Source organism: Marinomonas flavescens, from assembly GCF_004352835.1.
GTDB lineage: Bacteria > Pseudomonadota > Gammaproteobacteria > Pseudomonadales > Marinomonadaceae > Marinomonas > Marinomonas flavescens.
In genome coordinates this window covers 148,475-170,110 of record NZ_SJSB01000004.1, presented here as the reverse complement: position 1 = coordinate 170,110, position 21,636 = coordinate 148,475, and the positions used below count along the sequence as shown (strand labels likewise).

Annotated in this window: 22 protein-coding genes; 14 read left to right on the top strand and 8 right to left on the bottom strand. The window is 43.2% G+C overall.

The window, feature by feature from the left end; translation table 11 throughout:
• Positions 1–73 precede the first annotated feature (73 nt).
• Positions 74–1,747 carry a 2-isopropylmalate synthase gene (gene leuA / locus E0D70_RS05980; RefSeq protein ID WP_133011368.1) on the top strand — a complete coding sequence of 558 codons (1,674 nt, stop codon included), beginning with the start codon at positions 74–76 and terminating at the stop codon, positions 1,745–1,747.
• Positions 1,748–1,902: 155 nt separating this feature from the next.
• Here leuA and E0D70_RS05975 read toward each other — a convergent pair whose 3' ends face one another.
• Positions 1,903–2,328 carry a protein tyrosine phosphatase family protein gene (locus E0D70_RS05975; RefSeq protein ID WP_133011367.1) on the bottom strand — a complete coding sequence of 142 codons (426 nt, stop codon included), beginning with the start codon at positions 2,326–2,328 and terminating at the stop codon, positions 1,903–1,905.
• Positions 2,329–2,353: 25 nt separating this feature from the next.
• The gene (locus E0D70_RS05970) at positions 2,354–2,635 is read right to left on the bottom strand and encodes a peptidylprolyl isomerase (RefSeq protein ID WP_133011366.1); all 282 of its coding nucleotides are present in this window, start codon (positions 2,633–2,635) and stop codon (positions 2,354–2,356) included.
• A gap of 97 nt (positions 2,636–2,732) precedes the next feature.
• On the opposite strand from E0D70_RS05970, the gene E0D70_RS05965 reads away from it, so the two are divergent.
• On the top strand, positions 2,733–3,530 hold the full coding sequence (locus E0D70_RS05965; RefSeq protein WP_133011365.1) for a response regulator transcription factor: 798 nt from the start codon (positions 2,733–2,735) through the stop codon (positions 3,528–3,530).
• Between the two features lie 70 nt (positions 3,531–3,600).
• Here E0D70_RS05965 and E0D70_RS05960 read toward each other — a convergent pair whose 3' ends face one another.
• The gene (locus E0D70_RS05960) at positions 3,601–4,842 is read right to left on the bottom strand and encodes a GGDEF domain-containing response regulator (protein WP_133011364.1); all 1,242 of its coding nucleotides are present in this window, start codon (positions 4,840–4,842) and stop codon (positions 3,601–3,603) included.
• Positions 4,843–5,032: 190 nt separating this feature from the next.
• On the opposite strand from E0D70_RS05960, the gene E0D70_RS05955 reads away from it, so the two are divergent.
• Together E0D70_RS05955 and E0D70_RS05950 are read left to right on the top strand one after the other, a co-directional pair.
• Positions 5,033–5,323 carry a YkgJ family cysteine cluster protein gene (locus tag E0D70_RS05955; protein ID WP_133011363.1) on the top strand — a complete coding sequence of 97 codons (291 nt, stop codon included), beginning with the start codon at positions 5,033–5,035 and terminating at the stop codon, positions 5,321–5,323.
• Positions 5,320–6,993: a L,D-transpeptidase family protein gene (locus E0D70_RS05950; protein ID WP_133011362.1), complete on the top strand. Its 1,674-nt coding sequence runs from the start codon at positions 5,320–5,322 to the stop codon at positions 6,991–6,993. The genes E0D70_RS05955 and E0D70_RS05950 overlap by 4 nt, the downstream gene beginning before the upstream one ends.
• Before the next feature lie 92 nt (positions 6,994–7,085).
• Here E0D70_RS05950 and rlmM read toward each other — a convergent pair whose 3' ends face one another.
• From rlmM to puuE, 5 genes are all read right to left on the bottom strand, one after another.
• The gene (gene rlmM, locus E0D70_RS05945) at positions 7,086–8,138 is read right to left on the bottom strand and encodes a 23S rRNA (cytidine(2498)-2'-O)-methyltransferase RlmM (RefSeq protein ID WP_133011361.1); all 1,053 of its coding nucleotides are present in this window, start codon (positions 8,136–8,138) and stop codon (positions 7,086–7,088) included.
• Between the two features lie 41 nt (positions 8,139–8,179).
• On the bottom strand, positions 8,180–8,851 hold the full coding sequence (locus tag E0D70_RS05940; protein WP_133011360.1) for a TIGR01621 family pseudouridine synthase: 672 nt from the start codon (positions 8,849–8,851) through the stop codon (positions 8,180–8,182).
• Between the two features lie 82 nt (positions 8,852–8,933).
• Positions 8,934–10,028, bottom strand: a complete 1,095-nt coding sequence (locus tag E0D70_RS05935; protein WP_133011359.1) for a GGDEF domain-containing protein — start codon at positions 10,026–10,028, stop codon at positions 8,934–8,936.
• A gap of 142 nt (positions 10,029–10,170) precedes the next feature.
• Positions 10,171–10,707, bottom strand: a complete 537-nt coding sequence (gene uraD, locus E0D70_RS05930; protein ID WP_133011358.1) for a 2-oxo-4-hydroxy-4-carboxy-5-ureidoimidazoline decarboxylase — start codon at positions 10,705–10,707, stop codon at positions 10,171–10,173.
• Between the two features lie 14 nt (positions 10,708–10,721).
• On the bottom strand, positions 10,722–11,630 hold the full coding sequence (gene puuE / locus E0D70_RS05925) for an allantoinase PuuE (RefSeq protein WP_133011357.1): 909 nt from the start codon (positions 11,628–11,630) through the stop codon (positions 10,722–10,724).
• Positions 11,631–12,031: 401 nt separating this feature from the next.
• Between puuE and E0D70_RS05920 the strand changes: the two genes are divergently transcribed.
• The 10 genes from E0D70_RS05920 to E0D70_RS05875 all read left to right on the top strand — a co-directional run bounded on the left by E0D70_RS05920 (position 12,032) and on the right by E0D70_RS05875 (position 21,547).
• A complete protein-coding gene (locus E0D70_RS05920; RefSeq protein WP_133011356.1) occupies positions 12,032–13,585 on the top strand; it encodes an ABC transporter ATP-binding protein in 1,554 nt (517 codons plus the stop codon).
• Positions 13,582–14,649, top strand: coding sequence for an ABC transporter permease (locus E0D70_RS05915; RefSeq protein ID WP_133011355.1), 1,068 nt, complete (start codon positions 13,582–13,584; stop codon positions 14,647–14,649). Before E0D70_RS05920 ends, E0D70_RS05915 begins: the two co-directional genes overlap by 4 nt.
• 9 nt (positions 14,650–14,658) lie before the next feature.
• Positions 14,659–15,591: an ABC transporter permease gene (locus E0D70_RS05910; RefSeq protein WP_133011354.1), complete on the top strand. Its 933-nt coding sequence runs from the start codon at positions 14,659–14,661 to the stop codon at positions 15,589–15,591.
• Positions 15,592–15,662: 71 nt separating this feature from the next.
• Positions 15,663–16,745: a BMP family ABC transporter substrate-binding protein gene (locus E0D70_RS05905; protein WP_133011353.1), complete on the top strand. Its 1,083-nt coding sequence runs from the start codon at positions 15,663–15,665 to the stop codon at positions 16,743–16,745.
• Between the two features lie 115 nt (positions 16,746–16,860).
• Positions 16,861–17,214 carry a hydroxyisourate hydrolase gene (uraH, locus tag E0D70_RS05900; protein ID WP_133011352.1) on the top strand — a complete coding sequence of 118 codons (354 nt, stop codon included), beginning with the start codon at positions 16,861–16,863 and terminating at the stop codon, positions 17,212–17,214.
• 21 nt (positions 17,215–17,235) lie between these two features.
• Positions 17,236–18,039, top strand: coding sequence for a xanthine dehydrogenase accessory protein XdhC (gene xdhC, locus E0D70_RS05895; RefSeq protein ID WP_133011351.1), 804 nt, complete (start codon positions 17,236–17,238; stop codon positions 18,037–18,039).
• Between the two features lie 13 nt (positions 18,040–18,052).
• Entirely contained in the window at positions 18,053–19,066 is a 1,014-nt protein-coding gene (locus E0D70_RS05890; RefSeq protein WP_133011350.1) for an adenosine deaminase, read from the top strand.
• 59 nt (positions 19,067–19,125) lie between these two features.
• The gene (locus E0D70_RS05885) at positions 19,126–19,533 is read left to right on the top strand and encodes a DUF2750 domain-containing protein (protein ID WP_240537000.1); all 408 of its coding nucleotides are present in this window, start codon (positions 19,126–19,128) and stop codon (positions 19,531–19,533) included.
• 46 nt (positions 19,534–19,579) lie between these two features.
• A complete protein-coding gene (locus tag E0D70_RS05880; RefSeq protein ID WP_133011349.1) occupies positions 19,580–20,071 on the top strand; it encodes a DUF2946 domain-containing protein in 492 nt (163 codons plus the stop codon).
• A 168-nt stretch (positions 20,072–20,239) separates the two neighbouring features.
• Positions 20,240–21,547: a PepSY-associated TM helix domain-containing protein gene (locus E0D70_RS05875; protein WP_133011348.1), complete on the top strand. Its 1,308-nt coding sequence runs from the start codon at positions 20,240–20,242 to the stop codon at positions 21,545–21,547.
• The last annotated feature ends 89 nt before the right edge of the window (positions 21,548–21,636 follow it).

Genomic DNA, 21,636 nt, shown 5'->3' with positions numbered 1-21,636 from the left:
ACAAGCGCCTACTATATAGATGCGTATAACACACTGGGGTTTACCGACCCTTCAACCAGCAAGGACTTACATCATGACGTCTTTTGACCACACTAAGTACACGCCATTCAAACCAGTGGCTATCCAAAACCGCACTTGGCCTGACCAAGTCATCACCAAAGCACCTATTTGGTCTAGCGTTGACCTGCGCGATGGCAACCAAGCACTGGTTGAACCAATGACAGTGGAACAAAAGAAACAATTTTTCGCCTTACTGGTAGATGTGGGTTTTAAAGAGATTGAAGTAGGTTTTCCAGCTGCGTCACAATTAGATTTTGATTTTGTACGCTGGTTGATCGAAGAAGAACAAGTGCCTGACGATGTTTACATCCAAGTATTGACTCAAGCACGTCCTGAATTGATTGAGCGTACTTATGCGTCTTTGAAAGGCGCTAAAAAAGCCATCGTTCACGTTTACAATTCCACATCGACGACTCAACGCGAGCAAGTGTTCCGCATGGACATGGCTGGCATTAAAAAAATTGCCGTTGACGGCGCTCAGTGTGTGAAAGATCACGCGGCGAAACACCCAGAAACAGAATGGGTCTTCCAGTACTCTCCAGAGAGTTTCACTGGCACAGAAATCGATTATGCAATTGAAGTGGTCGATGCCGTATCTGAAGTATGGCAACCAACCCCTGAAAACAAAATCATCATTAACTTGCCAGCCACAGTCGAAGTGTCTACACCCAATCGCTACGCTGACCAAATTGAATACTTCTGCCGCAACGTTAAAAAACGCGACAGCATGCTAGTGAGCTTACACACCCACAACGACCGTGGCTGTGGCGTGGCCGCCGCTGAACTTGGTGTTATGGCCGGCGCAGACCGCATCGAAGGCACCTTGCTAGGCAATGGCGAGCGCACAGGTAACATGGACATAGTCACCATGGCGATGAACATCTACAGCCAAGGCATTGATCCTGAGCTAGCGCTAGGCGACATGGACCGTATCATAAGCGTGGTTCAAGCCTGCACCTTGCTTCAAGTTCACCCGCGCCACCCTTACGCAGGCGAGTTGGTATTTACCGCTTTCTCTGGCTCTCACCAAGACGCCATTAAAAAATGTTTGGCTAACCAAACAGATGACAAACCTTGGGATGTGGCTTACTTGCCTATCGACCCTCGTGATGTGGGCCGCAGCTATCAAGAAGTGATTCGCGTAAATAGCCAATCTGGTAAAGGCGGCATCGCTTATACCCTTGAGCAAGAATACGGTTTGGCTTTGCCTCGCTGGTTGCAAGTAGAATTCAGCCCAATCGTACAGCGATTTGCTGAAAAAGACGGCGGTGTTGTTAACGCTGAATCGATGAAAGACTTGTTCGAAAGCAGCTTTGTCACCGGCACTAGCCCTTACAAACTTGGCCGCTATGACCTTGCTAAAGAAGAGGAAGATACGGTTCGTGCTGAATTGCTTAGCGACAGCGGCAGCGTAAACATCAGCGGTTCTGGCAACGGTGCCTTGTCTGCTTTCAGTGAAGCGCTTGGCAACCACTTTAATATGCGCGTAGACATCATTCAGTATCAAGAACACGCTCTGACCGTAGGCAGTGACTCACAAGCCATCGCTTATGTTCAAGTTAATATTAATGGTGATCGCTTTAATGGCGTAGCGATAGACAACGACATTGTGTCTGCCTCTATTCAAGCCTTGCTTGCAACGGTAAACCAAAAAGCCATTCAGAGTGAAAGCGCGGCTGTCGCTTAAAGGCAGTCACTTAAAGACAGTCACTTAAAGACAGAAACAGTGTCATTTCCATCTAGACCGTCATTATCCATGACGCATAGTCTAGACAATAAAAAGCCGCTTCATTGATCATGAAGCGGCTTTTTATCTATTGCGTATTACTTAGCCATTCATACTTATTTGATTAATGGCTGCATCGCTGGCTCACAGCGAGAAAGATCGAATCCTTTTGCTGTCACGTCCGCCTTAAGGTCATTGTAATTCTGGCCCTGTGCGTTATTCATTAATACCCACAAAACCGAAGATCGAGTACCAGTACGACAAAACGCTAAGGTTTTCTTCGCGTCGGCAATCGCCGTAGCTTGAGCACTAACTTGCGACTCGCCAAGTTTTTTTAAATCCACTGGATTATGAACATACTCAAAACCTAACGCTTCAGCGGCTTCTTTTAGATCATCGGACAACGGCTGATCTTCTGCTTCCTGATCAGGGCGGTTATTAATAATACGCTCAAACCCCAGCATTTTTAGTTCAACCAAGTCATCAGAGATAACTTGCGGCGCAACGAAGTAATTATTTCCCAATGAAATAGGGGTATCCATCTTCACTCTCCTTTACATGCGTTTTTTAAGATCTATACAATACTTTTATTAAATGGAAACCAAATTTCGTCTTGATAGGACCTTGAATTTCTAACAGCGGGCCATTAAAAACGGCTCTATCAAACGCTGGCACCATATCGCCTTTATGAAACTCACCAAGATCTCCCCCTTTTTTACCAGAAGGACAAGTAGAATACTGCTTAGCGAGTGTATAAAAATTCGCCTTAGGCTCCTTAAGTTTTAACTTAATAGATTCAGCCTCAGCTTTGGTTTTAACTAAAATATGACATGCACTTGCCGTCGCCATTAGAACACTCCAACTCAAATATTGATCAAACTCCGTATTCTAGCGTATTTGATGTGATAGCATCACTTTATCTACTCAAAAAGAAGGTGTTTAGCCAATGGAAGTTTATACAGCAATACAAGATCTGTCCCTACTTCTTGTCGAACCCTCCGACATGCAAAAAAAAATCATCACCAAAGCCTTAACAGAAGCAGGCATTAAAAAAATAGAATTTGCGGATAATATTAAAGACACATTGGCTTTGATTACAACGTTTCCGCCAGACTTAATTATTTCGGCAATGTACCTTCCTGACGGTTCTGCCAATGAATTAATTGATGCCATTAGAAATAATAAAAATACGGAGAACCAGTGTTTTATGCTGGTATCCAGTGAAAGTAACCGAGAAAACCTAGAGCACTTACGCCAGTCTGGCGTCTTAGCTATTTTACCCAAACCCTTCACCAATAAAGATCTACAAAGAGCGATTTATTCAGCACTAGACCTTATTGTTGAGGAAGAAATAGACCTAGAATTGTTCGACCCAAGGTCTCTAAGAGTGCTTGTTGTTGATGACAGTCTAATGGCTCGAAAGCACATCAGCCGCACATTAAACTCCATGGGGATAGAACACATTGATGTTGCAGAAAATGGCAAAAGCGCAATAAACATACTCAACAATGCAGAGTTTGATTTAATTATTACAGACTACAACATGCCTGAAATGGATGGTCGAGAATTAACAGAAGCGGTTCGCCACTCTATAGATCTGGCCCATATTCCCATCCTTATGGTGAGTTCAAACGCAGGCGACAACCAATTAGCCAATATTGCACACGAAGGGGTTGATGCTATCTGTGGTAAATCTTTTGAACCCGCAGTCGTTCGTAAACTACTTGCGAAAATTTTAAACTAACCATGAGCCATAAGAGGCAAACAACAACAATCAAGTCAGCACGAGTTCTTGCCGACTTGATGATTGATGATTAGCCTAAAACAATTTGATCTCGACCAAGACGTTTAGCCTCACTCAAACAAGAGTCTACCACCTTAAGAGCGTCTTCTAACGAAGCCTCTTTTGTCATGTACGCGCCAATACTGCAAGTAACAGCAATGTTCGCTTCAGTGAAAGCACTGCGTCTAAGCTTTAAAAGAAAATCGTCTAGCTGTTTTTCAAAAGAAACACCTCCCTTGCCAACCACACAAAAGATCTCGCCAGAGAATCGTGCAGCAAGTGCATCCGGAAAAGACGCCATAATTTCAACGCCTATTTTTTTCAGTAAGGCATCTCCAACCATGCAACCATAATCATCATTAACGGCTTTAAAGTGATCTAAATCCAACAAGGCTAATCCAACACCATCAACCTTGGTAGATTCCTTATCAAAATACGCTTGTCCTTCATCAAACAAATAACGTCGATTTTTCAACTGTGTCAGAGAATCCACATTGGCAAGATCACGAATCGTTTCCAACATCTCTTGTGATTCTAAGTTGTGGATAATCCGACAATAAAACTCTTCATGGTAGAACGGCTTTTTAATAAAATCATTCGCCCCCATTTTAATAAATTTTGCCGATAAGGTGGTGTCCCCTTCTGCAGAGAGACCAATAATAACCAAATCTTGAAAACGAGTATTTTGACGTAATAATTGGACCAACTCATAGCCATTGATCAGTGGCATATTATGATCAGTAATCAGCAACTGAATGTCAGGTTCAGACTCCAACTTAGCTAACGCTTCTTGACCATCTTTTACATCAATAACATTAAAGCGATATTGCTCAAGCAAAACTTTTATAAAAAGCCGGCTAGTTGATGAGTCTTCAGCCACTAACGCTTTTATTGCTTGGTTCTTTTTAAGCCGTTCAATCATACTAATGGCGTGACTAAAAGAGTAATGACTGTCTTTGGTTATGTAATCCAAGACGCCTTTATTCAGAAGTTCGAGACGCAACTCATCATCAAATGTATCGGTTAGCACAACACAGGAAATATTAAACGACAACACAAGATCAACGACTTCACCATGAAGTGCATCTGACATATTCAAATCAACGATCGCAGCAAAAAAAGGCGCGTCTTTGCACGCTAGCAACGCAGCCTGTGCCTCTTGATAAGAAGAGCATAAAACTGAAGAAAAAGAAGGCACTTTAGATAATAAGTGAGTCAGAATTTTTAAGACAACAGGGTTCTCTTCAACCACTAAAATTTTGTTCATCATCATGATAAAAACGCTTTAATTTGACCGATTTTGCGAAATAATTAATAAGCTTATTTAAAGCTTCCCTATTGCCCTATGCCTTGGATACTTTAAAATAGAACGCAAATGCATAAGTTTATGAACATTCAATTTATTGACACTAACTTATTGCTTTTTTTAATTCTTTTGCCATTTAACAAGGTATTTCCCTGATATGCAATGTCGTTCTCATTGCGGTGCCTGTTGCACAGCGCCTTCTATTTCATCCCCTATTCCAGGGATGCCAAATGGCAAAGCCGCTGGACAAGCCTGTATTCATCTTGTTGAAGAGTATCGTTGCGCTATTTTTAACGATGCATCACGCCCAAAAGTGTGCAGTGATTTTATGGCAGAAGCAATGATTTGCGGCAACTCTAGAGAAGAAGCAATGATCATTATTGCCTCTATCGAAGCAGCAACCACACCAACGGATAACGATTCTATTGCTAGGAGCAGCACCCAATGACACTCGCTTTTAAACGCCCGCTTGCCTTTCTATTTCTATCGCTAATATTGAGCGCTTGCTCAACACAAAATACCAGTAACCGTTTAGTCGTTGAACCTCCTAGCGAATCACAGATTAAAAGCAGTGTTAAAGATCAAGTATCCATGATGCTTAATGCTTTTACGCCTGTCGCTGGTCAAGCACTTCCAAATAACACTGTGTTATCAACGTATGCACAAAGGGGCTATCGTCCAATTTGGATCAAAGACAAACACATAGATCCTTCTATTTACAAACTAGTGACCATTCTCGAAAAAGCCAAAAGCCACGGTCTCAATCCGATTTATTACCATGTCGGCATTATTAAGCATTATTTGGCTCTCAAATCCCCTACGCCACAACAATTGGCAGAAATGGATGTGATTACTACCATTGCTTTATCAAGTTACGCCCACGACATCAGCAATGGCCGTTATGAGCCTCAACTCATTGACCCAAATTGGCAATTAGATGCCCCAAGCCGAGACTGGAAAGATTTACTATCGTTAAGCTCTGCTGGCGAAATGGTCGATTCACTGCCTCTGCTCGCCCCTAGAAGCTCACAATATCAAATTTTACAAAAATGGCTTGTCTACTACCAACAACTCGCTAAAAAAGAAAAAGACATTGTCGTCAAGCCCGGCAGTGCGCTGTCTATCGGCGACGAAGGCCCAAGAGTCTCTCAATTACGAGCACGATTAGTTCAACTCGGCGACATCCGCTTTTCTACTCGAAAAGTAGACGAAGATAGATTTGATAAGAAACTAAGAGAAGCTTTAATGAGTTTTCAACATCGCCACCACTTAACGGCAGATGGGGCAGCTGGAGCTCAAACTATCAGCATGCTCAATGTCCCTCTTAAAAAACGCGCTGAGGAAATTGCCTTTAACCTAGAAAGATGGCGCTGGCTTCCCAATAAACTTGAAGCCAATCGCATCTGGGTAGACCTCACAAACTACTCAGTAGACGTGTACCTAAATGGTGCTCGCACAACCATGAAAGCTGTGGTCGGCAAGCCTGATAGAATGACACCGGTATTTAAAGGCATGATGACGTATATGGTCGCCAACCCAAGCTGGCGCATCCCACAACGAATCGCCCGCGAACACTTACTTCCAAAGCTTCAAGCTGACCCGAACTATTTAGGTAAACATGGTTTTAGAGTTTTCTCGAGCTGGAGTATTGGCGCTAAAGAATTAGACCCTACAAGAATTAATTGGAGAAGCATTGCTCCCGAAGACCTAGCCTTTCGATTCGAGCAAATACCAGACGAAGGCAATGCTCTGGGTGAATTTAAGTTTATGTTCCCTAACAAGAATGAAATCTACTTGCATGACACACCAGCAAAATACCTATTTAAGCGAACAAACAGAGATTTTAGCTCTGGCTGCATTCGTTTAGAAAAAGCAGAAGAATTCGCAAAAACAATCACTAACGGCAGCCCACAAGCCAAAGTTCTCGCGAAATACATTAAAAACAAACAGACTAAAATTATTACTTTACCCACCTATATCCCTGTATATATCGTCTACTTTACTGTGGTAGCAAACGCAAACGGTATGCCCGAATTTCGTGATGATATTTACCATCGTGACGAGTTAATGGAACGCGCCATGGGATATAAAGCGTTTCAAGTGAACGAACCACTTTAACCTCTCATTACAATATGAGCAGCACAACAAAAAACCCCATTAACGATTAAGTTAATGGGGTTTTATATTAAATAACGCAGATTAAATGTTATTTATTGAGCAATAATACAAATCGTAATTTCTTCTCGGTCATGATAAAGATGCTTAGCTTGATAATGATAAGCGACACCTGCTTTTTTGAGGTGATTTTCAATCAGCTCTAAACACAACATAACTTCTTGATATCGTTTTTTCATTGGCAATTTTAAATTGAAAATTGCCCTATGTGTCCAACGATTTGCCAACCATTTGGCCATCAACTCTGCGACCATAATAGGACGCTCTACCATGTCACAAACCAACCAATCAACGGTATAAGGGGGTTCAAACTTAAAGCCATCGGCTTTTTCATGCTCAACTAACCCTGTCGACATCAATGCTTTTTGCATCGGCCCATTATCAACCGCAATAACATGAATATTACGTTTCACAAATTGATAAGCCCAGCCTCCAGGGGCCGCACCCAAGTCAACCGCCCACATACCCTCAACCAAATCTGTCGCGCGTTTCTGCTCAGGAATGAACTGCAAGAACGCCTCTTCTAACTTCAATGTAGAACGACTTGGCCCTGCAGCAGGAAAACGCAAACGACGAATTCCCATAGGGAACTCACTACGACACGCGGCATAGGAAACCCCTAAGTAGGCGTTTTCGCCATCAAGCAAAAACACATGATGTCGCACACCCACAGCCTTGTTCCGTAATACGCCTGATTTCTTCCAACCCAGTCTCAAGGGTTTATCCAGCTTTTTTATTAAGCCAGATAAGGCTTTAGCATCATTCGTGTCTGCGGTCTCAACCCAAACCTCTTCTGCCAATGGCAACTGTCGAGCCGCCTCAAGCAAAGATTCAACACGCGCACCGGGCTCCAGATCGACTAAATCATTAATGGCAATAATCTGACGAGCAAAAATTAAACGATTGAAATCCAACTGCTTAATCAACCCTTCGATTTCTTCGGTTTGATCAAAGCAAAAAATCACATAACCTGCATCAGGCACTACTTTCGCGTAGCCATAAAACCCTTTCTCAGACGAAACCTGCGCCAGCTCAGCCGCACAATCTTTCTCAAAACCTGGTCGGCAATAAGCCAAAATATTCTTCATTTACTTTCCTACCCCAACACTATTTCTAGGTTGGGTTACATTTACTGGCCAGTAGGCCATTTTAATGACGCTTCTTGAAAATTCATTTCAAAGAATTCACGAAACGCTAAACCAAAGCATTCTCCAACATCTGGAGAATGATTAAAAATTTGTACTTCACCATGCCAAGTAAACGCCAAAGAGCACGCGTGTAAATAACCACGATCAGCCGCAGCGCCTGCATAACGCTCATCACCAAGAATAGGAGAACCTACACTTTTCAAAGCCACTCGAATTTGATGTGTTTTACCCGTTAACGGCCTTAAAAAGAAAACGCGTTTACCCTCAAATGCCGCTGAAAAAAACTGCGTCACCGCAAGATTCTCATTGTCTTTAGTCAAGCGCCACTGCCCTCTTCGGCTTGGCACCATACCACCACGAACCGTTCCCTGTTTCTTTTTAGGCTTACGATCTGACAGTGCAACATAACGCTTTTCAACTTGATGCTTCTCAAACATCTCACCAAACAGCACAGCTGACTTATGATTTAAAGCAACCAACAAAAGCCCTGACGTGATCTTGTCCAAACGATGCACAGGGTAAAACACTTGATCAGGATAATCATGCTTTAATGTCTGCATAACGCCTAACCCTTCGGATTCCCCATGAAAACTCATGCCAGCCGGTTTATTTACAACCCAAAAATCATCACAACGATATACAACGTCTAACAAAGAGAAACCTCAAAAAAACCAATAGACCACCCACTTCAGCAATAAGGAAGTGAACAGCACCTATCTTAAAAAATTAAAAAAACTAAAGAGTCGAAGCTTGAGAAATAACACGATTACGGCCAATTTCTTTCGCTTGATAGAGCGCGATATCCGCTAAGGCGAGCACATCTTCATAACGCTTAGTCTGACTTGATATTACCGCTAAACCAATACTCACCGTTACGGGTATAACAATACTCTTATCCGTTACGATCATGGCATTTTCAACAGACTGACGTAAGTCATTCATTTTTACTTCCGCTTCTTTCAGCGTCGTGTTTTTCATAATAACAACAAATTCTTCCCCACCATATCGCCCAATTTCATCACCCGGCGTTAAGCAAGAATGCATCACAGAAGCGACTTTACTCAGCACAACATCACCGGCCTCATGACCAAAATTGTCATTAATGTATTTAAAGTGATCAAGATCCAAAATAGCAAAAACGCACGATTTACCAAGCTGCTGAGCTTCTGCATAGATACTCACAGCGCTCAAGAGTATTTTTCTGCGATTCGCCAATCCTGTTAACTCATCCTTCTCAGCCAATATCCGTAAGTGGTTATTCGCCTGACGCAATCGAGCGACCACAACATTAATCACCACCGCAATCGTGATTAACGTCCACAAAAAAGTCAGTACCGACGATACTTTCTGCTCATTAACACTCAGAAATGCACTGTGTGCGGGAAATAACTCACAGACAATAAAGAGCAAAATAGACAAAGCAATAACACCATATCGTAGCGCTTTTTCGCCCGGTTTAAAGCCAGCAAACGCATAAGCCGAAATAGTGACCAATAACCAGTGGAAATCGCTATAAGCACCAAAAAACAATAAGTTAGAAACAACAATCTGGGTAATAATATTGAAGGGGGTGAGCACTCTAACGAAAGTAAGTAGGCCTTTAGATTGAAGATAAAAACCAGATAGAGAAAGAATCAATGCCAAAAAATAAAAAGCGACTACCAAAAAGGATCCATGCGCACTAAAAATCAGCATCAACATGAAATCCGTCACACAAAGCAAAGCCAGTGTTAAATTCACAACTTGTTGATACGTCAAACTACTTGCTGACCCTTCTGAAACACCAAAGTTAAGAAGTTTATCAAGCCAATGCGGTTTTGTAGGTGGCACTTTATCCCTAATAAAACTCAATTTTTATAATGTCACTAATATAATACAAACGAATGTGGTACTTTTTTGATGTGTAAATTCTACCTAAAAAACACCTTTTTTCCTACTAATTAGAACCCACCCACAAAGTAAAGCGGATAGTTTACTTATCCGCTAAACGAAAGCATGCAATTTTGTGCACCTGACGCACTGCCATTTTAAATTCTTCTTCAACCGTATTATCAATACGCGCCTCAAAACCTGACAATATATCAAATCTAGTTGCTCCTTTTACCGCCATAATAAAAGGAAAGCCAAACTTAGCCTTATAAGCCGCATTATAAGCGGTAAATTTTGCTAACTCTTCAGGTGTGCACTGATCCAACCCTGCTCCTGCTTGTTCTGACGTAGATGCCATGGTAAGCCCACCAGACAAGGCCGCCTTACCCGCGAGGTCTGGATGCAATCGCAACAACGCTAATTTTGCGTCAGCACTGCTATACTCAACAATGTCATGCAACAAAAGCGTAAACACCTCTCTCTCGTCGAAATCCGCAGCCTGCTCATTCTCTTGTATTCTCGACCACGCCGCCTCCGCCACCCACATAGAGTGCTCGTAGATGTCTTTAAATTGCTTGATAAACTCGTCTTTGCTTAGCTCGCTGGGCTTATTCAATAAAAGATGCTTATCATTACTCATTAATGTCATACCAACTACTCTGCTTTATAAGGGAATTTATCACGCCAATGGTGGGCAATATCGATACGGCGCGCACACCAAACATCATCAAATTGCTGAATATAGTCTAGGAAGCGACGCAATCCAGCAATACGCGCTGGACGACCAATGATTCGACAATGAAGACCAATAGACAGCATTTTAGGACTAGTTTCTCCTTCCGCGTAGAGCGTATCAAAGGCGTCTTTTAAATATTGAAAAAAGTGCTCGCCGGTATTAAACCCCTGCATGGCAGCAAAACGCATGTCATTGGTATCCAATGTATAAGGAATCATCAATTGAGGTTTATCATTCTCAAGCCGCCAGAAAGGAAGATCGTCACTATAATCATCGGCATTATATAAAAAGCCCCCTTCTTCAGCGACCAAACGACGTGTATTCGGGCCCGTTCTGCCAGTGTACCAACCTAATGGCCGCTGGCCGGTTAGCTTAGTAATAACCTCAATGGCTTTATGCATATCCGAACGTTCCGTTTCTTCGTCTACATACTGGTAATCGATCCAACGATAACCGTGACTACAAATTTCATGCCCAGCATCAACAAACGCACTGGCGACTTTAGGGTTACGCTCAAGTGCCATGCCAATTGCAAAAATGGTCAAAGGGATGTTCATTTCCTTGAATAGAGAGAGCACACGCCAAACACCAGACCGGCTGCCATACTCATAAATAGACTCCATGCTCATATGCCTTACGCCTTCTCGGGCATCGGCACCAACCATCTCAGAAAGAAAAGCCTCTGATGCCTTATCCCCATGCAAGATGCAATTCTCGCCGCCTTCTTCATAGTTAAGAACAAACTGCAAAGCAACACGGGCATTATTAGGCCATTGAGGATTCACTGGATTTCCGCCATAACCTAATAAATCACGATCGTAAGACATACCTTTCTCCTATATTTAAAGTAACAACTGCATATTATTTACTTAAAAGAAACTTGACCATAAAGACAATTCACAAAAAATCTCGTATCCTTCGCCACTTTCATAAAAAACATACACCAATTTAAAAACTTTGGCACGAAAGTTGTTTGTATGAAACATAAGTTTCAAAGAAAGAGAGCAAAAATACATATTAACCGATCGGTCAAAGTTTTAAAAATAACTTTAAGCGACAAAATAGAGCGAGCTATTCGATAAATGCACTATATTGATGCAAACATTTAATTTTTTACATGAGAGTATTAGCCCGATTTGAGTACTATGCAGTAAGCATATCTAAGACTCATTAACTAAAACCTGCTCTTTTTGAGCACAACTGCAGAGAAATTACGGTGGCGGAAACATTGAAAAAGCGACATTTGATACCTCGTATCGAACTCGCAAATATCACTAAACAATACCCCGGCTGCCTCGCGAATGATAATGTCAGCTTGACACTCATGCCTGGTGAAATACATGCTCTTTTAGGTGAAAATGGCGCAGGAAAAAGCACTTTAGTTAAAACGATATACGGTGTTGTGGCACCCGATAGCGGTGACATTATCTGGGACGGAAAAGCGGTTGAAATAAAATCCCCATCCATCGCCAGAGATCTTGGTATTGGCATGGTTTTTCAACACTTTTCGTTATTTGAAACATTAACGGTTAGCCAGAATATTGAATTGTGCCTGAGTAAAAAGCAATTAATCGCCATTGGTGATCTTGCTAAAAAAATTACTGAGCTTTCTAAAGAATACGGACTGGATGTCAATCCTAATCGGTATGTGCACTCATTATCTATTGGTGAAAGACAGCGTGTAGAGATAATGCGTTGCTTAGTGCAATCTGTAAAACTGTTAATACTTGATGAGCCGACTTCTGTTTTAACCCCGCAAGAAGTTTCTGGTTTGTTTGAGGTATTACGCACTCTAGCAAAAGAAGGCTGCAGTATTCTTTTTATTAGCCACAAACTTCATGAAGTAACTGAAATTTGCCAACAAGCGACCATTCTTCGTGGCGGTAAAGTCGTCGACACTTGCGAACCTTCTAAAGAAACCCCGGCTTCCATTGCCAAAATGATGGTAGGAGATCTTGCCGAGCAAGACGCTGGGTATTCCAAAAAAGTGGGAACACACACTGTTTTTGAAGCAAAATCACTGACGTTACCTGCCAAACATCCTTTTGGCACATCCTTAAAAAACATAAACTTTGATCTTAAAGCCGGGGAAATACTTGGTATTGCTGGCGTTGCTGGTAATGGTCAAGATGAGCTAATGGCGATTATTAGCGGCGAAGATGATCGCAATGTTAACAATACCCTCACCTTCCTTAGCCAAAGCATTGGTAATTTAAGCGCTGGAGGCCGTCGCAAACTAGGCATGGCTTATGTTCCTGAAGAACGCTTAGGACGTGGTGCCGTTCCTGATATGAGCTTAACGGAAAACACCCTGTTAACCCATAGCGAAGGATTTGTTAAAAACGGTCTTGTTCAATGGCAATCACTAAAGAACTATGCCAATACGTTAATTTCTCACTATAAAATAAAGTGTCATGGTGAATTTTCTGAAGCAAAAAGCCTCAGCGGTGGCAACTTACAAAAATTCATTATGGGTCGTGAAATTGGCCAGAATCCCAAAGTCTTAATTTGTGCGCACCCGACATGGGGCGTAGACGTAGGGGCAGCCTTAGCCATTCACCAAGCACTTTTGGAGCTGCGCGATCAAGGGGCGGCTATTTTATTGGTCTCAGAAGACATAGACGAATTGTTCTTACTAGCAGACCGTATGGGCGCTGTCTGTGATGGATATTTATCCCCTGTTATCAAAACCGAAGATGCGACCATCGATCAAATTGGCCAATGGATGGCTGGGACTTTTATTGATACATCATCACAACATCCTGAAGAGGCAATAGCATGATCCGCATACAAGCTCGAACTGAGCCTAGCTCCATCATGAAGGTGGCTTCCCCACTGATTGCCATTGTTTTAACCTTGATATTCGGCTGCATTCTTTTTTCTGCACTGAATAAAAACCCATTTGAAGCTCTGCATGTTCTACTGATTGCCCCATTGTCAGATATGTACAACATTGGAGAAATGCTCGTTAAAATGAGCCCACTCCTATTTTGTGCTGTCGGCTTATCACTTTGTTACCGAGCCAATATGTGGAACATTGGCGCCGAAGGCCAACTCCTTGCAGGCGCGCTTGGCGGGTCCGCCGTTGCGCTGTTGTTCATCGACTCTACGTCTGTTTTCGCTCTACCACTTACGTTAATTGCTGGCATTATTTCTGGCATGCTATGGTCGGCTGTGCCTACGTATTTGAAGTTACGCTTCAATTCGAATCTCATCCTGACCACCATCATGTTCAATTATATTGCCCTGTATCTGTTAATTTGGGCCGTAAATGGTCCTTTAAGAGATCCAGACGGCTATGGTTTTCCTGAATCAGCAATGTTTTCAGATTCAACCACCTTGCCTATCTTGCTCGAAGGCAGCCGCATTCATTTAGGCATTCTGTTCGCGGTTATATCCGCCTTTGTCGGTTGGTTTATATTATCTAAAACACATTTAGGTTTTCAGATTCGTGTCTTTGGCGCCGATGAACCTGCGGCAAAATACGCAGGGTTTAGCGGTAAAAAACTCAGCTGGTTCGTCATGCTATTTTCTGGCGCCCTCGCGGGATTTGCTGGTGTTTGTGAAGTAACAGGTCCCATTGGTCAGTTAGTACCGAATGTGTCTCCTGGGTATGGCTATTCCGCCATTATCGTTGCTTATTTAGGACGTTTACATCCTCTTGGTGCCATTGTTGCAGCGATATTTCTGGCTGTGTTGTATATGGGTGGCGATCTAGCCCAAATACAAATGGGCATTCCGGTTGCTGTCGTGGGTATGTTTCAAGGTGTTTTGCTCTTCTTCTTATTGGCGTGTGACTTTTTCATTCGTAACCGCCTTACATTTAACAACCAAGTGACGAACTAGGAGTCAGTTTTGGACGCAGATTTAATTGTACTCGTATTATTTGCCGCCATTAAAACCGGCACCCCTTTATTGCTTATTGCGCTAGGAGAAGTCATTTGTGAAAAATCAGGCATCTTGAACCTAGGTCAAGAAGGCATGATGCTCATGGGCGCCGTCGTGGGCTTCATTGCAGCCTATTCAACTGGAAACGCAGGATTCGGCGTACTTGCTGCCATGTTAATGGGCAGCTTTATGAGCCTGATTTTCGGCGTGCTAGTACTCCACCTTGGCGCAAATCAAGTCGCTACTGGCTTGGCGCTGACCATTTTTGGCACTGGCCTTAGTGCGTTTATTGGTTCTGATTTCGTCGGCCATACCGTGCAAGGTTTCCAGCCAATTGCTATTCCCCTACTTTCTAAAATTCCTTATCTTGGTGAGATTCTTTTCAACCACGATATTCTAGTTTATCTGTCTTTCGTGCTAGCCGTGATCATTGCTTATGTGGCCAATAAAACACGCATCGGCCTGGTACTAAAGGCCGTTGGTGAAAACCCTCATGCCGCCAATGCTATTGGTATAAAAGTACTTCGTGTGCGCTACTTGGCTATTATGTTTGGTGGCGCAATGACCGGACTAGCTGGGTCTTATATGTCATTGGTATACACCCCAATGTGGGCTGAAAACATGACCGCTGGTCGCGGTTGGATTGCGCTAGCATTGGTTGTTTTCGCCTCATGGCGTGTTGGTCGCATTATGCTTGGCGCCTACCTATTCGGCTTTGCCAGCATTATGCATCTGGTCTTACAAGGATTAGGTGTCGATATATCTTCTAACCTTTTAGCCATGATGCCTTATGTGGCCACCGTTATTGTGATGGTGATCATCAGCGCGGATCAATTTAAAGAGAAACTATTAGCACCACGTTCATTAGGGAAACCGTTCGATCCTAGACACATGGCGTAACGTTTGCTTAGCAAAAAGAATCACTCAACATGATAAATAGAAAAAACGCCTTAGGGCAAAAGGAGCTAAAAATGAGAATAAAGAGTTTATTAGTCGGGCTTGGCCTATTAGTCGGTTTCGGCATGGCTGGTGTCAGCACTGCCCAAGCAGAAGAACCCTTCAAGGTTGGATTTGTCTACGTTGGCCCAATTGGCGATTTAGGTTGGAGCTATGAACACGATCGCGGTCGTTTAGCGATGCAAAAATACTTTGGCGACAAAGTAAAAACCACCTTCGTACAAAATGTATCAGAAGGTGCCGATGCTGAGCGCGTCATTACTCAACTTGCAAAAGCGGGTAACAAAGTTATTTTCACAACGTCTTTTGGGTTCATGAACCCAACAGTCAAGGTTGCGAAACGCTTCCCTAACGTCATTTTTGAACACGCAACTGGCTACAAACGCTCAAAAAACATAGGTACTTATGCGCTTCGTACCTATGAGGGTCGTTATGTTTCTGGTGTTGCCGCTGGCCTAATGACGAAAACAAATACCATTGGCTATATTGGCGCTTTCCCAATCCCTGAAGTCATTCGTGATATTGATGCGACCTACATGGGTGCAAAAAGTGTTAACCCTAACATCAAGCTTAAAATTGTGTGGGCGAACACTTGGTATGATCCAGGTAAAGAAACCGATGCTGCCAACGCTCTAATGGACCAAGGCGCCGATGTATTGATTCAACATACTGACAGCCCTGCGCCTCTTATTGCGGCACAAAAACGTGGCGTTCGCGCCATTGGCCAAGCATCTGACATGAGCAAATTTGCGCCAAAAGCTCAAATATTCTCAGTACGCGACCATTGGGCACCTTACTACATTAAAACAGTACAACAGGTTATGGATGGCACATGGAAATCTCAAGATTTCTGGGGTGGTTTCCACGAAGATATGCTGCAACTGGCCTCTATCAATCCAAACCTACCAAAAAGCGTACGCGCTAAGATTGATGAAACTTACCTAGCGATAAAAACAGGTAAGCTAAAACCATTCGAAGGCCCAATCAAAGACAACACAGGTAAAATCGTCGTTCCAGCAGGACACACACTAACCGACAAAGAGTTAGCAAAAGTCCACTGGTATGTTGACGGCATTACGGATAAAGTTCCTAATTAATACCACTAAGGCAGTCAGGCTTCCTGATTGCCTTTTTTACCACCAATCTCAATCAGACGGTTTGACTCCCTTCGCGTTTTTCGTTCCGATCGCCGTTTAATATTAAGGAAAAACAATGGGATACCTGACTACTCATGTCCTAGACACCGCGAACGGCATACCCGCTTCCAACGTATCCGTGACGCTTTATGAGCTTGTTGATGGACAAAAAAAAGAACTTTTTAAAACGATTACTAACGACGATGGCCGTTGTGACCAGCCCATATTAACCGAAGCCAATTTTAAAAAAGGCGTCTATGAGCTTGAGTTCGCCATTGGCAATTATTACCGAGTTAAAAACAGTGAATTACAAGAACCGTTATTTTTAGACGATATTGTTATCCGCTTCGGCATCAGTGACGAATCCAGTCACTATCACGTGCCATTACTTGTTTCTCCATACGGATACAGTACTTACCGTGGTAGCTAGAAAAAACAGTGCAGGTGCTTTATGAACACAAAATGGGTACAAGAAGCCGCTCGTCTTGAAAAATCTGGCATCGATTTCATCATGGTGTCCGTGATATCGATAAAAGGCTCTACACCCAGAGAAATTGGCGCTCGCATGCTAGTGAGCCAACACGCCATATACGGCACAGTGGGCGGAGGCAATTTAGAATGGCAAGCGATTGCCAAAGCAAGAGAATCACTCACTGAGCGAAGCACTGAAACACACACCCACGACTATCCATTAGGTGCAACACTTGGCCAATGCTGCGGAGGTTTTGTTACCTTGTTATTTGAAAGTGTTCTGCAATCTCCCCTGCATATTGCCATTTTCGGTGCGGGACATGTTGGTCGAGCCATTGTGCATTGCCTTGAAAACATTCCTTGCCAAGTCACTTGGATTGACAGTCGAGAGCAAGAATTTCCACGTTTTATTCCAGACAACGTCACAATACAACTCAGTGAATTTCCTGTAGACGACGTGATAGACATGCCAGCACAAAGCTATTATTTAATATTAACGCATAACCACCAGCTGGATTTAGAGCTAACCGAAGCGGCCATTAAACGAAACGACGCGACTTTTATTGGCGTCATTGGTTCTAAAACAAAAAGCGCCCGCTTCCGACATAGATTACAAAACAAAGGCTTTAGTGACGCGCAAATTGCCACTATGCACTGCCCAATGGGCGATACAGAAATACACTCAAAACAACCTGGAGAAATCGCTATTTCCGTTTTAGCGCAACTTCTAAAAATACGCGCAACTGCCGCTGCTCCTGTATCGCAAGCAATGCCAATCAAATAGAAAGAGGTACGCCATGAGTGTAAATACACTGATGACACTGGCTGAGACAATGCCAAAAACAGAACTACACTTACACATCGAAGGCACCTTCGAACCAGAACAAATGTTCGAGCTGGCGAGGCGTAATAACGTTACCTTAAAATACGCATCGGTTGAGGCACTTAAGGAAGCCTATCAGTTTACTAACCTGCAAGATTTTTTAGACCTTTATTACCAAGGCATGTCAGTTTTATTGAAAGAAGTCGATTTTTACGATTTGACCATGGCTTATCTGACTAAAGTACACAGCGAAAATGTGGTTCACGTGGAGATTTTCTTTGATCCACAAGGCCATTTATCTCGTGGGGTTGCCTTTGAAACACAAATCAACGGCATCTATAACGCCCTACAAGACGCGGAGAAAAAGTGGGGGATAACCTCTAAACTTATTATGTCTTTTCTACGCCATCTAAGCGAAGAAAGCGCCTTTGAAACATTAGAAGCGGCCAAACCCTTCTTAGGTTGGATTCACGCTGTCGGCTTAGACAGCTCTGAACTGGGTCATCCACCAGAGAAATTTAAAAACGTCTTCAAAGCGTGTCAGGAACTAGGGCTTAAAGTCACCGCCCATGCTGGCGAAGAAGGGCCTCCAGAATACGTTTGGCAAGCCATTGACCTTATTCAGGTTGACCGTATCGACCATGGTAATCGCGCTCTAGAAGATATGAACCTTGTGGCAAGTGTTAAAGAAAAACAGCTGACACTAACTGTATGCCCGTTGTCTAACCTTAAACTCTGCGTCGTGGATGACCTATCGGATCATCCAATTAAACACATGCTACGCCTTGGTTTAAACGCCACGGTTAATTCAGACGATCCGGCCTATTTTGGTGGTTATATGAATGATAATTATCACGCATTAATCAAACACGCCGGCATCGACAAAACGGCTTTATACCAATTAGCGCTCAATGGCATCACAGGGAGCTGGATGAACACTAGTCAGAAAGAACAGCATATCGCGACATTAGACACACTTTTCGCCTAACTTATGGTAATAATTTAAACCTTCAGCGCCCTTAAGCACTACAGAAAAGAAACCATAACATGCTATTATGGTTTCTTTTTTATTCGAGTTTTATTCCAATGACCACGCCTGATTTTTCTTCTGATGCATTTTTCCGTTTACCAAGTAGCCGTCGTTATGAGGAAGTTATCTTACATATTAAAAAAGGCATGAGTGTCTTTCTATTAGCCGATGCCGAAGGCTGTTTGATCATTGACCTAGGAAGCGACAAAGTACTGCCTATTTGGCCAACGGCTGAACTTGCCTCTGAATGGGGCGCTAAAGACTATGAAGGCTTCCAATCACTGGAAGTGTCCGCTCAAGAATGGTCTGACAAATGGCTAACAGGGATGCAAAAAGATGGTTTTTGCGTCGGTGTCGCATCAAATCTGGCTGGAGAATGTATCGTTTCTTCTGCCGAAGAACATCAGCACGATATTCAATCTTAAGCTTACTACTTGGTATTGAACTACTTGGTATTGAATAGAGTCTAGCTTGAACTCGCTAATGACACCCTTTAGTCACATCAGCAATAATGCAAAACCAATGCGCAAAGCCGTATTGGTTAGCCTATTTGCAATGATGCTCATCTATATTGCTCCGCTATTTTCTCAACTGCAGATGAGCACTGGCATGATGCACCATAGTGCTATGCCTTATTCTATGGAAGGCATGTCCGGTGATATGGAAGGCATGCTTGGTGATATGGGAGCAATGCGCCACCCAGCGAGCCATTCTACAAGTCATGCAACACATGCTATGTCACATCACCATACCGGCTTAGAAGCGGCTTGTGGTTATTGTACGTTACTGTTCCACTTAAACTGGCTTAGCGCTCCGTCTTTTAGCCTACCCGCCCTGCTTCAAATGGCTTATCTTAACTATGTTTTAGCCATCCATGGCAGGCAATCTCTTGATGTTTATTCTGCCATCTTACCTAGAGCACCTCCCGCAATCGTAAGCACGAGCTCCAGCTACAAAATTTAAACACACGACGACTTCTACTTAATACCGCTTATATCGCGATTTTAAAAGCCGTCTGCTTTGCTACGCTTATACCATGTCATCAGGTTATTAATGCGGCTTAACTCATTTCATCGAGTAACGGCAACTTAATTAACTATAACGGACGTGGTTCATGGATTTTCTATTTTTATGAATAACGAACATTTAAATCATAAAACGGCGCGCCCAAACGCCTTACTTATGTTGATTACACGGCTTCATTTTTACATTGGACTGTTTATTGGTCCTTTTATCTTTGTCGCCGCACTAACAGGAACCTTATACGTTCTTACGCCGCAAATTGAACACGCGATGTATAAAGAGGCTCTCACCACACAAAGTGTCGGACAAAGTCAGCCGCTTGCTGCTCAAATAGCCGCGGCCAAACAGTCACTGCCCAAGGCATTGACCTTGTTTGCCGTCAGACCAGCGCCTGAAAAAGGTGATACAACGCGCATTATGTTTTTAGACGCTACAACAGATTCGGGTGCAAGAGCCGTTTTTATCGACCCTGTGACACTTGCCGTCAAAGGCGATATGGCCGTCTATGGAACCAGTGGTATTTTGCCTTTTCGAATGACGCTCGACTTTCTCCATAGGCAACTTTTGCTAGGCGAATTTGGTCGAAACTACAGCGAATTGGCCGCTTCTTGGTTGTGGATTGTCGCTTTAGGCGGTTTTTTCTTATGGTTTAAAGGCGGTAAGAAAAACAAAGCAAACGTAGCATCACGAACACCTTATTTAAAAACAAGAAAAAACCACAGCCAGCTAGGTTTGGCATTACTCATTGGTTTGTTGTTTTTCTCAGCAACTGGTTTAACGTGGTCTAAGTGGGCTGGCGGCAATATTTCCACCGTTCGTCAGGTCTTAGGCTGGTATACGCCCTCTCCTAATATGAGCCTACCCAATACGGATGCGACTAAAAATACGGACCAATTATTTGATCAGATTTTAGCAACCGCACGTAACGCGGGTATCGATGCCAATAAAATTGAAATCAAACCACCACGAAAAGCCAATCAAGCATGGTTTGTTCGCGAAATTGACCACTCATGGCCAACGCAAGTGGATTCAGTAACTATCAACCCAACGAATATGAAAGTGATTAGCCGTGCCGATTTCGCCACTTTCCCTATTGTCGCTAAACTGATTCGTTGGGGTATCGACTTTCATATGGGTATTTTGTTCGGTGTCGTCAATCAGGTTGTCTTAGTCTTTTTTGGGCTTGGCCTATGCACCATGGTTGTCTGGGGATACATGATGTGGTGGCGTCGTCGCCCTGCTCCCGGCGCGACATCCAAACCGCTGCTCGAAGCATGGAACAATCTTGGCGCAGGCACAAAAGTCATTACTCTGGCCATCGCCATCGCACTGGGTTTTAGCTTACCTGCCATGGGCGTTAGCCTATTATGTTTTCTACTTATCGACCTAGTTCGCTGGAGAAAAGCCGCTAACTAAATAGCCAAGCAAACAACTAACAGAGAAAATAGCCTCGCCATATTCGTCTTTGGTGAGGCTATCTTCTTGTTTGTGCTGACTAGCGCACT